The sequence below is a fragment of the Burkholderia sp. YIM B11467 genome (genome assembly GCF_052952715.1).
On the sequence record NZ_JBQVSQ010000020.1, the window covers coordinates 1 to 14,607 of the forward strand.

Below are 14,607 nucleotides of genomic sequence, written 5' to 3' on the forward strand. Positions count from 1 at the left end.
ATGAAGGGCCTGCGCGGCGCGGTTGCCGCGTGGTGGGCGCTCACCGGCCTGCTCGTGACGACGTTCGCGTTCCTCGGCGTCAACATGTTCCTGTCCGGGCTGCACAGCTACGGGAAACTTTGATGCGCACGCATGATGTCCTACCGCCTTCTACCCATGTGTTTCGGTGGGTGTTCCCACTTCAAGCGGGGTGCGCGCCGAACAAGAATGTCATCAGCGGGGCCAATGCATGCCTGACGTGAGATGGGGGGAGTCACCATGAGACGCATTTATTTTCTGTTGCCGACGCCGCAAAGCGCGCTGTCGATCGTCGACGAGTTGCTGTTGCTGCGTATCGAGTGGCGGCATATTCATTTCATCGCGAATCACGGCGTCGTGCACGATGGTTTGCAGGAGGCCACGCTGACGCAGCGCAGCGACTTGCTGCCGTCGCTTGCACGCGGCACGATGGTCGGTTGCGCGACCGGGGCGCTGCTGGGGCTGATCGCGCTGGTGTTCCCGCCCGCGGGCTTGCCGATCGCCGGTGGCGCGTTCGTGACGATCACGTTGTCCGGCGCCGGCTTCGGTGCCTGGGCGGCGTCGATGATCGGCGTCAACGTGCCGAGTACACGCCTGAAGCGTTTCGAGGAAGGTATCGAGCGCGGCGAGTTGCTGTTGATCGTCGACGTTCCGAAGGACCGGGTCCACGAGATCGAGCACCTGATCACGCTTCACCACGCGGACGCGCATCTCGAAGGCGAAGATCCGACCGTTCCCGCGTTTCCCTGAACCGTCGGCCGGCCGGCGTGGGTCGGCACATGTTGCCGGGCATCGCGGCAGCGCGATATCCGGCAACGCGTTCGTCTGCGCTGCACGGACTGCGGCGCCGCGGCGCGGATTGCCGGAAACATCAGCCGGAAACTTCAACTCGAATCGAGGAGCCGTTTGTAGCGCGCGAGCACGCGCGGGACATACACGCGCGTTTGCGGCGACGACGGAATGCGATAGCCGGCGCGAATCACGGCATTTTCTCCGGCATTGTAGGCGGCCAGCGTGAGTTCGACGTTGTCCTTGAACATGTCGAGCAGGAAGCGCAGATAGCGCGCGCCGGCCAGCACGTTGTCGCGCGGATTGAACATGTCTCCGCTCGAAAAACGCCGCGCGGTGTCGGGCATCAACTGCATGAGCCCTTGCGCGCCCTTGTCCGAGACCGCCTTCGGGTTGTATCCCGATTCGACGTCGATCACCGCGCGCAACAGTTCGGGTGGTACGCGAAACGCGCGGCTCGCTTCCTCGATCACGTCGGCGAACGAGGGCAGCGCGCCGCCGGCCAGCTTCGATGCGGCGTGCTTCATGTCGGGTGGGGCGGGCGCGTTGCTCGCGACGATCACCTTCAGGCCGGCCGTGCCGAGTTCGTTGGTGAGGATGATCGCACCATTGCTGGTCACCGTGCCGAATATCTGCGCGTTCGCGGCGCACGTCCACGCCGAGCCGAGTGCCACGCATGCGGCAGCGATCGCGATTCTCAATCCGGATAAAGGTCGACGGTGCATCTTCCAGGTCTCCTGCACCTGGATTGTCGGCGACGGGGAATCGGACCGGCAATGGGGCACCTCCCTACACTTCGAGGCCAAAACGGCGGCCGCAAAAAACGGTGCAAAGTTGTTACTCCCGTAACGGCCGGTAATGGGCGGTAACCGGAGAAGATTAACAATCCTTACTACACGGCGTTGGTTTCTTCTCGATTTGGCGTAGTCGCGGCGGGAATGTTTTTATTCATGTTGGAATGCGAGTGACATTCCCGCCATCGGTATTCACACTGACGCGCTGAAAAACATGAAATCGATACAGTTCTGAAACATTTCCGGAGGGCGGCGAGGGTGCGCCGCGGACAGGCGGAATCCGGATCGCCGCCGCCGCAGGCTGGTGGCGCGATGGCGCGATCCTTGCTGTAGCGACACGCATGGCTGTTGGTTGTCGCGAAATTCAATCATCAATCCGGGCAGGGGAAACCACGCAGCGAGCGTTTCCGGAACTGCGCAGGATGTGTCGGTGCGACACGCCGCGCAGGGATGGAGGAACGGGGGATCGTCGTGAATACCAAATGTCGCGTTGTAATTGCAGAGGACCATGACCTGCTGAGAAATGGCCTGCGGTCGATGCTGTGCGCGCAAGGCGACTATGACGTCGTCGGCGAGGCACGGGACGGCAAGGAGGCGTGTCATCAGGCATTGGCGCTGGCTCCCGATCTGATCCTGATGGATCTGTCGATGCGCGGGATGAACGGCATCGATGCGAGCGCAACGATCAAGCGGCGCACGCCGACGGTCCGGATCATCGCGCTCACGGTTCACCAGAGCGAGGAGTACGTGCGGGAGGCGCTGCGGGCGGGGGTCGACGGTTACGTGCTCAAGGACGTTTCGTTCGACGAATTGCTCCTCGCGATGCGCATGGTCAGGCAGGGGAAGAAGCATCTGAGCGCGGACGTGTATGGCTACATGGTCGACTCGTTTGTGACCGGCCGCGAAATGCCTGCGCCGAGAAAGGCCTGGGACATCCTCACCGCGCGCGAGCGTAGTGTGCTGAAGCTGATTGCCGAAGGGCGCACCAACCGACAGGTCGGCCAATACCTGAATCTGAGCCCGAAGACGATCGAGAAGTATCGGGCGAGCATGATGCACAAGCTCCATCTCGCGAACGTGACCGAACTGGTGCTGGTCGCGATGAGCATGGGCTTGTTGACCTCGCTCGCGGCGAAGTGCGCGGAGCCGGATGCGGACGACGTGCCGACTCACTCGATCGACGACGTCGGGGCCCCGGAAGACGCCGGCGCGCATGCGAGACTGGACGATTATCCGCTCGGCGGCATGAAGGATTGACTGCGGGATTAACCGCGCGATTGACGGCGGGGTTGACTGCTTGACCGACTGCGATCGCGCGCGTCAGCAGGCCCAGCTCGCCGAGATGAGCGTGCCCGTGGCGGCCGACGACTGGATCGAGAACGTGCCGCCGTGCGACTCGACGCGGTGCTGCATGCCGATCAGGCCGAGCCCGTCCGTGTGCGCGTCTTCCGTCGTCAGCGTGCGATGCTCGTAGCCGATGCCGTTGTCGCGAATCGTCAGCAGCAGGCCGTCGGCGTCGTGGCGCAAGCCGAGTGCGATCTTGGTGGCCTCCGCATGCTTGACGATGTTGTTGAGCGCCTCCTGCGCGACCCTGAACATGTCCGCCTTCAGATGGTCGGGTATGTCGTCGTCGTCGACATCGCAATCGAACTCGACCGTCAGCGTGTTCACGTCACGCTCGATGCGCCGGCACAGCGAAGCGAGGGCCGCCGACAGGCCGAGCTTGTCGAGCATCGGCGGCCGCAATTCACCGCATATCTGCCGTACTTCGCCGATCGTTTCGCGGATCCGGAGCACCGTCGAATCGAGCAGATTCGCCGCCTCGTCGATTTCGCCGCGACGAATGCGCATCAGCGCGTCTTCATTCATCAGCTTGATGAGCGTCAACGCCTGACCGAGCCCATCGTGCAATTCCGCGGCAAGCCGGTAGCGCTCCTTCTGCTGGCCCATCAGCAGATAGGCGTGGCGGGCAGGCGCGCCCGCGTAGTGCTCCGCGGCTGCATCGTGCGGCTCGGGCTCGAGGGCCGGCGGTTCCTCGAACAGCGTCAGCAACAGGCGCTCGCTGGTTGTCGTGGCGGGAAGCGCCTGCTGGTGCACCATGAACTGTGCGGGATGGCCGGTTCGACCGCTGAGCATCGTCGTGAACGAATGACAGGGAAGGGTGGCGCCTCTGGATAATTCGTCTGCCAATTCGCCGTGGGCATCGTCGAGCGCCATGTCGGACAGATGCTTGCCGACGAGCTCGGCGCTCGAATAGCCGAACAGTGCCTCGGCGCTGCGATTCGCCGAGACGAAGGTTCCGTCGGCCGTGAGAATGGCAAGGGCGGCGCCGCGTGCATCGGTGACGATACCGTCGCCGCGATCGCCCGTGCGCACCGCACCGCGAAGCTTGCGCATCGCATCGATCAGATCGAGCAGCCTGATTTGTGGCCTGGCTGGCTGGCGTTCAATCATGGGAGCTCCCGATGCGCAGTTTTCAGGAAACCGTAAGATTGCGTCCATTCTAGGACGCGACCGACGCACGCCGCAACAAGGGGAATGCGGGGTTGGAGCATGGGGACATCCCGGCACCCGCCAGCGGGTAATCCAGCAAGCGGACATACCCTACCGGCCTTTGGGGGGCGTCATCCCATGACGCTCGGGACCGAATTCAAGACACTGCGCTGACGAGGCACGGAAACGGCCATTGTCTTGTTTATCGTCAGGGGAGGTCGGTATGAAACGGATTGCCAGATCGACGATGGGGGCATTCGTGGTGGCGGGTATCACGATCGCCGCGACCGCCGCGTGGTGCGCGCCCGTCGATAGCGTCGCCGAGGGCGTGGGCGAGAACGTCAGCGAGCGCGTTGGCGAGCATTCCGCCGCGAGTGTCGATGAAAATGCGATGCCTGCGATGCCGGATGTTGCCGCGAGCCCCGACGACCACGCGATGCCGGACGCCGTCGGGCACGTCATGGAGCACGACGCGCAGGGCGCCGCCGGGAGCGCGGTCAAGCAAGCTGATGAAAGCACAACCGAAAGCACGCGCGGAAAAACCGCGGAAAGCAGTACCGGGGACGCCGCCGGACCCGCCACGGAAAACGCGGAGCCAGCCACCGCCGGGACCGCACCCGAAGCAGCCGGCATGCACATGCATCACGTCGTGATGCCGGGCACGATGCACACGACGGCCCAATACACGCTGCCGTCGGTCGACCTCGTGCGAGACGACGGCAAGACCGTATCGCTGGTCAAGGAAGTGGACGACGGCAGGCCGGTGATCCTGACGTTCATCTACACCACCTGCACGACCATCTGTCCGATGATCAGCCAGACCCTCGAGCGGCTGCAGGGCGAGCTGGGCCCCGACCGCGACAAGGTGCACATCGTGTCGATCTCGATCGATCCGGAGCAGGACACGCCGGAGCGGCTCAAGGCCTATGCCGCGCACTTCGAAGCCGGGCCCGAATGGCAGCACTACACGGGCACGGTCGAGGCGAGCATCGCGGCGCAGCGCGCGTTCAACGTCTTTCGCGGCGACAAGATGGCTCACACGCCGGTGACGTTCATGCGGGCCGCACCCGGCCAGCCGTGGCTGCGCATCGACGGCTTCGCGACGCCGACCGAACTGCTCGCGGCCTATCGCGACGTCGTCGCTTCCAACTAGTGTAGTGGCCGGTGCTAAGCGGTACTAAGCGGTGCTTATGTGCCAGCGGAGTCGTGCTCGTGGCAAGGCGCAAACCGCAGCGATGCCCAGTGGCATCGCGAGGATTTGCCACGCAGCCACGGGCGCGAAGGCGCAGCGCATAAGTGCCGATTAGCGCCGTACGCTGCACTAGGTGCAACGCGTCCGTCAGGGAGCGTCGAAATTGGAAAAGAAGCATCGCGTGCTGATCGTCGAGGATCAGCATCTGCTGCGGCTCGGTCTCAGCCACATGGTGTCCGAGCTGGACGACTACTGCATTGTCGGCGAGGCGAGCGGAGGGTTCGAGGCCTGCTGTCTCGCCGCGCAGACGCTGCCCGACCTGATCCTGATGGATCTGTCGATGCCGGGCGGCAGCGGCTTCGAAGCGATTGCCGCGATCAAGCGCGATGCGCCGCGTACGCGGATCATCGTCCTCACCGTCCATCGCAGCGAAGACAACGTCAGGGAGGCGTTCGCGTCCGGTGCGGACGGCTACGTCGTCAAGGATTCGTCGTTCGCCGACCTGGTCCGCGAGATGCGCTTCGTGATGCAGGGCAAGTGCGTGATCAGCCTGGACGCGTATCGGGCCCGCGCCGGCCTGCAGGGGCTGCACGAGACGAGCGCTCACAAGGCGCGCCTGTGGAATGCGCTGACGACCCGCGAGCGCACGGTGCTGCGTCTCGTCGTCGAGGGGCACACGAGCCGGCAGGTCGGCGAGTGCCTCCAGCTCAGCCCGAAAACGGTGGAAAAGCATCGTGCGAACCTGATGCGCAAGCTCGGCATCGTGAACCTGACCGGCCTCGTCCACTTCGCGATCGACATCGGCGTGCTCGCGCTGACCGACGACGACCGTGTGTGAAAACCCTCCATCGCGCCATCGCGCAACTGGGGGGGATCTACCCATGTCGATGGACGGCCCTCCCTACTTCTGACGCGTATCGCCCTGAACAAGAATGCAATCAACGGCTTCAGCGGTGCTGAAGCGGCAGGCGATACAGGGAGAAAGCCGTGCGCGACGAATTGTCCTCGATCCGGCCCGGCATGCCGGGGCTGCAGCGGCAGGGCGGCGGGCTCGCTCGCCGCATCCGTGCGAACCGCGGCTTCACGCTGCTCGAGCTGCTCGTCGTGATGGTCATCATCGGGTTGCTGGCGGGGCTCGTCGCGCCACGGTATTTCGAACAGGTCGGCAAGTCGAACGTGAAGATCGCCCGCGCGCAGATCGTGTCGCTCGGCCAGGCCCTCGATCAGTACCGGCTCGACGTCGGTTTCTATCCGACGACCGAGGAAGGGCTGGATGCGCTCGTCAACAAGCCGCAGAGCGCGCCGCGGTGGAGCGGCCCGTATCTGCAGAAGGCTGTTCCGGTGGATCCGTGGGACCGTCCGTACCAGTATCGCTCGCCCGGCGAGCACGGCGACTACGACCTGTATTCGCTCGGCAAGGATGGGCGCGGCGGCGGCACCGGCGAGAACGTGACGATCTCGTCGTGGTAAGGCGGCGAGGCCCGGCGGCCGTGCCTGTCGTGAGCAGTCAGCAAGGAGAGTCGACGTGAAGTTCGTGCTGCGTGTCTTCGATACGAATGGCTCGGTCCAGACGCTTCGCCTCGACAGCGACTCGCTGGCGACCGCGGCGGCGCTCGCGCGCTCGCGCGGCCTGCGGGTCGTGTCGGTGAGCACCGACGCGCGGCGGCAGCGGCGCGGCGCGCGCCGGTTCGGAATGCCGGGCGCGCGGTTCGACGTCGCGATGTTCGCGCGCGAGCTCGCGGCGCTGCTCGACGCGGGCGTCGGCGTCGTCGACGCATTGCGCACGCTCGGCGGCAACGTGCGGCGCGAAGCGTCCGCGCAGGTGTATCGCGACCTGCTGCGGCAACTGGAGGAGGGGCAGTCGCTGTCGGCGGCGCTCGAGCACGCGAGCCCGATCTTCCCGCCGGTGCTGATCGCGTGCGTGAAGGCGAGCGAGCAGACCGGCGGCCTCGCCGACAGCCTGACCCGTTACTCGCGCAATAGCGCGACGCTCCACGAGCTGCGCGCGCGTGTGGTGTCGGCGGCGATCTATCCGACGGTGCTGTTGTTCGTCGGCGCGGCCGTCGTGCTGTTTCTGCTCGGTTTCGTGGTGCCGCGGTTCGCGTCGCTCCTCGAACACAGCGGCCGCGAACTGCCGCTGATGTCGCGGCTGCTGATGGCGTGGGGCGGCATGGTGCACGCGCACGGCGCCGGGCTGGCGGCCGCGTTTGCGGTGCTGGCCGTGGCAACCGGCGTTGCGCTGCGCCGGCCGGCGCTGAGGATCTGGATCGCCGATCGCCTGCTGGCGCTGCCCGGCATCGGGCAGCATTTCCGCGTGTTTCGCCAGTCCCAGTTCTATCGCACGACGGCGATGCTGGTCGACGGCGGCATTCCCGCCGTTCGCGCATTCGATCTGGCGCGCGGCCTGGTAGGCCGCGCGGACCAGGCCGCGCTCGCGGGCGCGCTGCAGCAGGTCCGCAATGGCGCGAGGATCTCCGATGCGTTCCAGCAGGCCGGCCTCGCGAACGCGATCGGCTACCGCCTGCTGACGGTCGCCGAAAAAACCGGCGGCCTCGGGCCCGTGCTCGACCGGATCGCCGCGTTCCAGGAAGCACAGGTGTCGCGCACGATCGATCTGATCTCGCGACTGATCGAGCCCGCGATGATGATCGTGATCGGCGTGGTGATCGGCGGCATCGTCGTGCTGATGTACCTGCCGATCTTCGAGATCGCGTCGAGCATTCAGTAGGCTGCCCTGGAGACACGCGTGGATACCGTCACCCCCCCACCGGAAGACTTCCCCGACGCGGGCCCCGCGTTGCGCGACGTCCTGCGCGCGCTCGGCAGACAGCACGGCTCCGGCATTCGCGCACTCGAAGTGCTGATGGCGCAGACGGCGCTCGGCGCGGACGAGATGCGCGCGCAGCTCGCCGCGCAATTCCGGATGAAGCCGATCGGGATGCGCGAGCTGGGCCGCCTCGAGCCGGATTTCGACACGGTGCCGTTCGTCGATGCGACGGCGCGCCTGTGCGTGTGCTTCCGCGATCCCGACGGCGGCGACGCGCGGTTGTTCGCGATCGCCGATCCGCTCGATGCACGTACGCGCGGCTGGGTCGAACACCGAATGCGTGCGCGACCGGCGGTGCCGTACGGCTGGGCGCTTGCGAGCGCCGGGGATCTCAACGCGTATCTGACCGTGCGCGAGAAGGATATTCGCGCGATGGACTCGCTCGCGTTCGACGATCCGATCCAGAACGCGCCCGATCCGGCGTCGCTCGCGCTGACGCTGCAGGGCATCAGCAGCGACGACAGTCCGGTGGTGCGCCTGCTCAATTCGACGATCTACGACGCGCTCAAGATGCTCGCGAGCGACATCCACCTGGAATGCCGCGCGAACGGCCTGATGATCAAGTGCCGTGTCGACGGCGTGCTCACCGTGGTGGGCCGCGTCGAGGGCCGGGATGTCGCCGACCAGGTCCTGTCCCGCGTGAAGGTGATCTCCGAGCTCGATATCGCGGAGCGCCGCGTTCCGCAGGACGGGCGCTTCAAGGCGATGTACGCCGGGCGTGAGATCGATTTCCGCGTGTCGATCATGCCGAACCAGTTCGGCGAGGACGCGGTGTTGCGGATACTCGACCGCTACCAGCTGTCCCAGGCCGCGGGCGGCCTGACGCTCGAGGCATTGGGCTTCCAGCCGGGCGACACGCGCTTCATGCGCTCGGTTGCGTCGATGCCGTACGGGATGCTGCTCGTCACGGGGCCGACCGGCAGCGGCAAGACCACGACGCTTTACGCGATCCTCACCGAGATCAACAACGGTCTCGAGAAGATCGTGACGATCGAGGATCCGGTCGAATACCAGCTCGGCGAAATCCTGCAGATTCCGGTCAACGAGGCGAAGGGCCTGACCTTCGCGCGCGGGCTGCGGTCGATCCTGCGGCACGACCCGGACAAGATCATGGTCGGCGAGATCCGCGATCCGGAAACCGCGCAGATCGCCGTGCAGGCCGCGCTGACCGGCCACCAGGTGTTCACGACCGTGCACGCGAACAACGTGTTCGACGTGATCGGCCGCTTCACGAACATGGAGGTCGATCCGTACAGCTTCGTCTCCGCGCTCAACGGCGTGATCGCGCAGCGGCTGCTGCGCCAGTGCTGCCCGGATTGCCTGGCCGAGGACGCGGTGGACGCGGATGCGCTCGCCCGCTCGGGCATCGACCCGGATTCGGCCGGCAGCTACCTGTTTCGGCGCGGCACGGGGTGCGCGATGTGCCGCGGCAGCGGCTATCGCGGCCGGCGTGCGATCGCGGAGGCGCTGCGCATGAACGACGAGCTGAGGCAACTGCTGTCGGAGCGCGCGCCGCTCGGGCACATCAAGGCGGCGGCGCTGCGCCACGGGATGACGACGTTGCGATCGGCGGCAATCGAACTGGTGCGGCGCGGCGAAACGACGCTCGAGGAGATCAATCGTGTCACGATGGTTGAATAACCCGCTTGCGATCGGCGTCGGGACGCGCGAGATCGTCGTCGGCGTCCGTTCGCCCGCACTGTGGCGACCGCGCAAGCGCGCGTTCGCCGCCGATCCGGTCAGCGTCGCGATTCCCGACGCGCAGTTCGGCAGCGAGACGGGCGTGCTCGACGCGCTGCGCGCCGCGCTGGCCGCGACCGGCACGCTACCCGGCGGCGCGGCCGATGCCGCCACCACGCAGGGGCAGGCGCGCGGCGCGCACGTCGTGCTCGACGATTTCTGGTGCCACCACGCGATATTGCGCGGCGACTTCCGTGCGTTGCGCATGCGCGAACTTGAAGAAATCGTGCTCGCCCATTTCTCCGACACATACGGGATCGACGGTGCATCGCTGGTCGTGCGCTTCTGCGTGCAGCAGGGCGGCCGCGCGCTTTTCGCCGGCGCGCTGTCGCGCACGCTGCACGACGGCATCCATGACGCGGGGACATCCGCCCGGGTCCGCATCCGCAGCCTGAGATCGGGTCTTCCGGAGACGCTGAATCGCATCGCGGTGAAAGCCGGCGCCGATGGGCTGCTGATTGTCGTCGCCGATGCGTTGATGCAGGCGATCATGATCGAGCGGGGCGGCTGGGCCGCCTACGATGCGCAACGCCTCTTTCCCGGCGAGTCCGACGACGCGTCGCGGCTGGCCGAACTCGCGGAGCAGTTGTTCGAACGTTCGGCAACGCGGACCGGCCTGAAGTGCGAGGACTGCCCGGTCTATCTGACCGGGATCGACATGGACTTCGCGCCGTTCGATGCGCGATTCGCGGCCGCGGTACGGCTGCCAGGGCCGGCGCTCGCCGGCTCGTCCGCGAGCCGGCTGATGGAGTACGCGCCATGATGCCGATGCTCGATATCGACTTTTGCCGGCGCGGTGCCCGCACCGGGACGAGCGGGGTGATCCTGCTGGGCGTCGCCGTGCTGCTGTGCGCCGCGTGCGGCGCATGGCTGTGGCATGCCTATGCGGAGAACGACCGCGCGCGGGCGAACGCGGAGGCCGCCGAGCATCGGACGCTCGCGCAGCGGCACGTCGTGAAGCCGCCGCCGACGGCGGCCGCGAAGCTCGCGGAAAAGCAGAGCCAGGCGGTGCTGCGCGAACTGACCGTGCCGTGGCAGACGCTGTTCGCGCTCGTCGAGGACTATCCCGACCATGACGTCGCGCTGATCGGCATCGACCAGAACCCGGCGCAAGGCCAGATCCGCATCACTGCCGAAGCGAAGAATCCGGACGCGATGATCGCGTACCTGAAGTATCTGCAGACGAGCGTCGTGCTGCGCGAAGCGGTGCTCAACGGTCATCTCGTCGAGGACAACGTTCCGGGCAAGCCGGTGCGTTTCCAGATCACGGCCGTCTGGAGGACGTCATGAAAACCGACCGGTTGACGGACCGCCTGGCCACGCTGCGTTTCGAGTTGCGGCGCGCCTTCGGTCTGCCGGGACTCGTCGGCCTGCTGCTGATCGGCGCGGCGGCCATCGCGGTCGCGGCGATCGCCAGCCTGGAAGCCGATACGCGCGCGATGCAGGCGCCGGCCGGGGTCGTGCGGGCGACGCACGGCCATCGTCCGGTCGCGGCGCGCGGCGCGCAGGCGGACGCGGTAGCGCTCGACACGTTGCCCGAGCTGTTCCCGCGGTTCTCGCAAAGCGCGGACGACATCGCGTCGATCTTCGCGCAGGCGCGCGACAGCCATCTGACGCTCGGTTCGGCCGAGTATCAGGTGACGACCGAGTCGGGCGCGCACTTCGCGCGCTATCAGGTGCTGCTGCCGGTCAAGGACCAGTACGGTGCGATCCGGCAATTTCTCGCGTCGGTGCTCAATCACGTGCCGAACGCGGCGCTGCAGGAAATCCACGTCGAGCGCCCCGCGGTGGGCAGCAACATCCTCGATGCGCGCGTGCGCTTCGAGCTCATCTACCGGAGCGCCCAGCCATGATTTCCGCCGTCATGAAGCCCGCGTCGCACCGGCGCATCGCGCTGGCGCTGTGCTGTGTCCTCGTTGCCAGCGCCGGGTATCGCGTGCTGGTCGCGGCGATGCAGCAGCCGGCAGCGGTCCCGGCATTCGGCGGCCTGCATCGCGACGGCGGGCATACGCCGCCGGCGCGGACCGCCGCGCACGCCGCGGTGCCCGCGTCCGTGTCCGTGTCCGTGTCCGCGCCACGACCTGCGTCGGCCGGCGCGGCAGCGGCGACGCCGCAGGAGAAGCTCGCCGCGTTGCGCGCGCCGGTGTCCATCGAAGCGGCGCACGACCCGTTCACCGCGTCGTCATGGCTGCCGCCGGCGCCCGTCGTCGTGCCGACGCTGCCCGACACGCGCCCGGCGCCACCGTCGGCGCCGCCGGTCCCGTTCACCTATGTCGGCGAGCAGGACGCCAAGGCGGCGAAGCCGCATGTGTTTCTCAGCAACGGCGATCAGTTGCTGATCGTTTCGCCAGGTGACGTGATCGATGGCCAGTATCGCGTCGAGTCGGTTTCGGAGTCGAACGTGGTGCTGACCTATCTGCCGCTGAACCAGGTGCAGGTGGTGGCCATTCCAAGGGAAAAGTAGATGAAAACCTCATGCACACGGGGTGCGCGCCGCGCTGGGGACAGCGGCCCATCGACATGCCTTTCGCCCTTCACGCCGTTCGATTTCCGGCACGCGCCGGCGAGCCGGATCGCGACGAAACGCGCGCTGGCGATCGCCGTGGCGCTGCTCGCGTGCGGCGGCTGCGCGCATGTGCCGAACGTCCAGGACGATCCGACCAACGCGCAGGTGAGGATCGACGCGTTGCACGCGCGCGACGCCGAAGTCAACCAGTTGCTCGATAACGCCGACCAGTTCCGCAAGCAGAACCAGTTCGACGATGCGGCCCGGTCCGACTACATGGCGACCCAGCTCGATCCGTCGAGCGAGCGCGCCCGCAGGATCGGCACGATGATCGAGCAGGACCGCAAGCATCTGGCGATCCTGCAGGAAGCGGACCGCATGATGAAGCGCGGCTCGTACGCGCAGGCGGCCGAACGCGTGCATCGCGTGCTGGTCGAGGACCCGAGCAATGCGATGGCCGGGCGGATGCAATCGGAGCTCGACGACAAGCGCCGGCAGCAGCACTCGGAACGGGACGACAAGCTCGCCGCTTCGTCGATCATGCGCACGCCGGTGTCGCTGCAGTTCCGCGACGCGAACGTGCGGATGGTGTTCGAGGCATTGTCGCGGACGTCGGGGCTGAACGTCATCTTCGACCGCGACGTGCGCGCCGACCTGAAGACGACGATCTTCGTGCAGAACGCGTCGCTGCAGGACACGGTCGACATGATCCTGTTGCAGAACCAGCTCGACAAGAAGCAGATGAATGCCAACACGCTGTTCATCTACCCGGCGACGCCCGCGAAGGAGCTCGAATACCAGGAGCTCAAGGTGCGCACGTTCCAGCTGTCGAACGTCGACGCGAAGCAGGTCCAGTCGCTGCTCAAGAGCCTGTTGAAGGTGAAGGAGGCCGTGATCGACGAGCACGCGAACACCGTGACGATCCGCGGCACGCCGGACATGATCAAGGTCGCCGACGAGATGATCGCGGCCCAGGACCTGCCGGAGCCGGAGGTGATGCTCGAGGTCGAGGTGCTGGAGGTGTCGCACGAGCGGATGTCGCAGCTCGGCATCAACTGGCCCAACTCGTTCACGGTATCGACGCCGAGCACGGCGAGCACCTGGGGCGCGCTGCATCATCTGCCGGTCAATGCGCTGAATGTCAGCGGCCTGTCCGCCACCGCGGACTTCAAGCTCACGGACACCGATGCGAACCTGCTCGCGAGCCCGCGCATCCGCACGCGCAACAAGGAGAAGGCGCGCATCATGATCGGCGACAAGGTGCCGGTGATCTCGAGCTCGAGCACGCCGAGCACGAGCGGTCCGTCGTTCACGCAGATGATCCAGTACCTGGATGTCGGCATCAAGCTCGAGGTGGAGCCGCAGGTCTATCGCGACGGCGACGTCGGCATCAAGCTGAATCTCGAGGTCAGCAACATCACCAATACGATCCAGAGCAGCAATTCGCAAGGGCTGAACTCGCTCGCGTACCAGATCGGCACGCGCAGCGCGTCGACGAGCCTGCGCCTGCGGGACGGCGAAACCCAGATCATGGGCGGGCTGATCTCGGACGAGGACCGCCGCAACGCGAACAAGGTGCCGGGGCTCGGGCAGATGCCGTTGCTCGGCCGCCTGTTCTCGGATCATGAAGGCGATCACAAGAAGACCGAGATCGTGCTGCAGATCACGCCGCACATCGTCCGGCCGCAGGTCGCGGCGGATGCGGACACGCAGGAAGTGTGGTCGGGCACCGACGTCAACGTGCATGCCGACCAGTTGCGGCTCGATCCGGTGGCGCTGAACGCGGAAGATGCCGCGGCCACGGCCGCGACGCCCGCGACGAAGCCGATGCCAGGCAGCGTGGGCGGCGGCACCACGGGCGGCAGGGCGCCGTCGCCGCTGGAGGCGGCGGCGATCCGGGCGCAGCCGTCGCCGGAGAGCGGGGCGTTCGGGCAGATGCCTGCCGCGCCTCGCACGACGCCGCCGCCCGAACCGTACGGCGGGCGTTTCTCGAGACCGCAGCCCGCGCTGCCCGCGCCCGCGGCGGGCGCGGCACCCGCGAATGGTGACGCGCAGGCGGCCGGGCCGGTGGGCAACGAAGTCGCGCCGGCCCCGGGCACGACCGTGACGCCGGTGGCGTCGCCGGCTGTGCAGGCTGCCGCGCCGGCTGCACCGGCCGCGCCAGCGACGCCGCCTCCGACGCTGCAGATGCCGGCGGGCGATATCCCGAGCGATAACCCGCTTCACCCGATTCAGAACGGGAATTGAA

General features: G+C 66.8%; 13 protein-coding genes and 2 pseudogenes. 13 read left to right on the forward strand and 2 right to left on the reverse strand.

Features of this window, described 5'->3' with window-relative positions:
* Both ACTRWB_RS36710 and ACTRWB_RS36715 read left to right on the forward strand, forming a co-directional pair.
* Positions 1-123, forward strand: a pseudogene (locus ACTRWB_RS36710) (c-type cytochrome biogenesis protein CcsB); the annotation flags it as partial.
* Between the two features lie 135 nt (positions 124-258).
* On the forward strand, positions 259-768 hold the full coding sequence (locus tag ACTRWB_RS36715) for a DUF1269 domain-containing protein (RefSeq protein WP_412022174.1): 510 nt from the start codon (positions 259-261) through the stop codon (positions 766-768).
* 134 nt (positions 769-902) lie between these two features.
* Here ACTRWB_RS36715 and ACTRWB_RS36720 read toward each other — a convergent pair whose 3' ends face one another.
* Positions 903-1,532, reverse strand: a complete 630-nt coding sequence (locus ACTRWB_RS36720) for a lytic transglycosylase domain-containing protein (RefSeq protein ID WP_412022173.1) — start codon at positions 1,530-1,532, stop codon at positions 903-905.
* A 540-nt stretch (positions 1,533-2,072) separates the two neighbouring features.
* Here ACTRWB_RS36720 and ACTRWB_RS36725 point away from each other — a divergent pair.
* Positions 2,073-2,858, forward strand: a complete 786-nt coding sequence (locus ACTRWB_RS36725; RefSeq protein WP_412023410.1) for a response regulator — start codon at positions 2,073-2,075, stop codon at positions 2,856-2,858.
* Positions 2,859-2,921: 63 nt separating this feature from the next.
* Here ACTRWB_RS36725 and ACTRWB_RS36730 read toward each other — a convergent pair whose 3' ends face one another.
* Positions 2,922-4,202: a histidine kinase gene (locus ACTRWB_RS36730; protein WP_446904790.1), complete on the reverse strand. Its 1,281-nt coding sequence runs from the start codon at positions 4,200-4,202 to the stop codon at positions 2,922-2,924.
* A 481-nt stretch (positions 4,203-4,683) separates the two neighbouring features.
* On the opposite strand from ACTRWB_RS36730, the pseudogene ACTRWB_RS36735 reads away from it, so the two are divergent.
* From ACTRWB_RS36735 to ACTRWB_RS36780, 10 genes and pseudogenes are all read left to right on the forward strand, one after another.
* A pseudogene (locus tag ACTRWB_RS36735) lies at positions 4,684-5,247 on the forward strand (SCO family protein); the annotation flags it as partial.
* Positions 5,248-5,449: 202 nt separating this feature from the next.
* Positions 5,450-6,124, forward strand: a complete 675-nt coding sequence (locus ACTRWB_RS36740; protein ID WP_412022171.1) for a response regulator — start codon at positions 5,450-5,452, stop codon at positions 6,122-6,124.
* A 182-nt stretch (positions 6,125-6,306) separates the two neighbouring features.
* A complete protein-coding gene (gene gspG, locus ACTRWB_RS36745; protein WP_048251278.1) occupies positions 6,307-6,756 on the forward strand; it encodes a type II secretion system major pseudopilin GspG in 450 nt (149 codons plus the stop codon).
* Positions 6,757-6,811: 55 nt separating this feature from the next.
* Positions 6,812-8,014 (forward strand): type II secretion system F family protein, encoded by a 1,203-nt coding sequence (locus tag ACTRWB_RS36750; RefSeq protein WP_446904791.1) that lies wholly within the window; start codon positions 6,812-6,814, stop codon positions 8,012-8,014.
* A gap of 18 nt (positions 8,015-8,032) precedes the next feature.
* Positions 8,033-9,754: a GspE/PulE family protein gene (locus tag ACTRWB_RS36755; protein ID WP_412022169.1), complete on the forward strand. Its 1,722-nt coding sequence runs from the start codon at positions 8,033-8,035 to the stop codon at positions 9,752-9,754.
* Positions 9,735-10,616, forward strand: a complete 882-nt coding sequence (locus tag ACTRWB_RS36760) for a hypothetical protein (RefSeq protein ID WP_446904792.1) — start codon at positions 9,735-9,737, stop codon at positions 10,614-10,616. Before ACTRWB_RS36755 ends, ACTRWB_RS36760 begins: the two co-directional genes overlap by 20 nt.
* Complete coding sequence (locus ACTRWB_RS36765) at positions 10,613-11,143, forward strand: hypothetical protein (RefSeq protein WP_412022167.1); 531 nt, start codon at positions 10,613-10,615, stop codon at positions 11,141-11,143. Before ACTRWB_RS36760 ends, ACTRWB_RS36765 begins: the two co-directional genes overlap by 4 nt.
* Positions 11,140-11,706, forward strand: a complete 567-nt coding sequence (locus tag ACTRWB_RS36770; RefSeq protein ID WP_419686797.1) for a hypothetical protein — start codon at positions 11,140-11,142, stop codon at positions 11,704-11,706. The genes ACTRWB_RS36765 and ACTRWB_RS36770 overlap by 4 nt, the downstream gene beginning before the upstream one ends.
* Complete coding sequence (locus ACTRWB_RS36775; RefSeq protein WP_446904793.1) at positions 11,703-12,317, forward strand: hypothetical protein; 615 nt, start codon at positions 11,703-11,705, stop codon at positions 12,315-12,317. The genes ACTRWB_RS36770 and ACTRWB_RS36775 overlap by 4 nt, the downstream gene beginning before the upstream one ends.
* Positions 12,318-14,606: a secretin N-terminal domain-containing protein gene (locus tag ACTRWB_RS36780; protein WP_446904794.1), complete on the forward strand. Its 2,289-nt coding sequence runs from the start codon at positions 12,318-12,320 to the stop codon at positions 14,604-14,606.
* The last annotated feature ends 1 nt before the right edge of the window (position 14,607 follow it).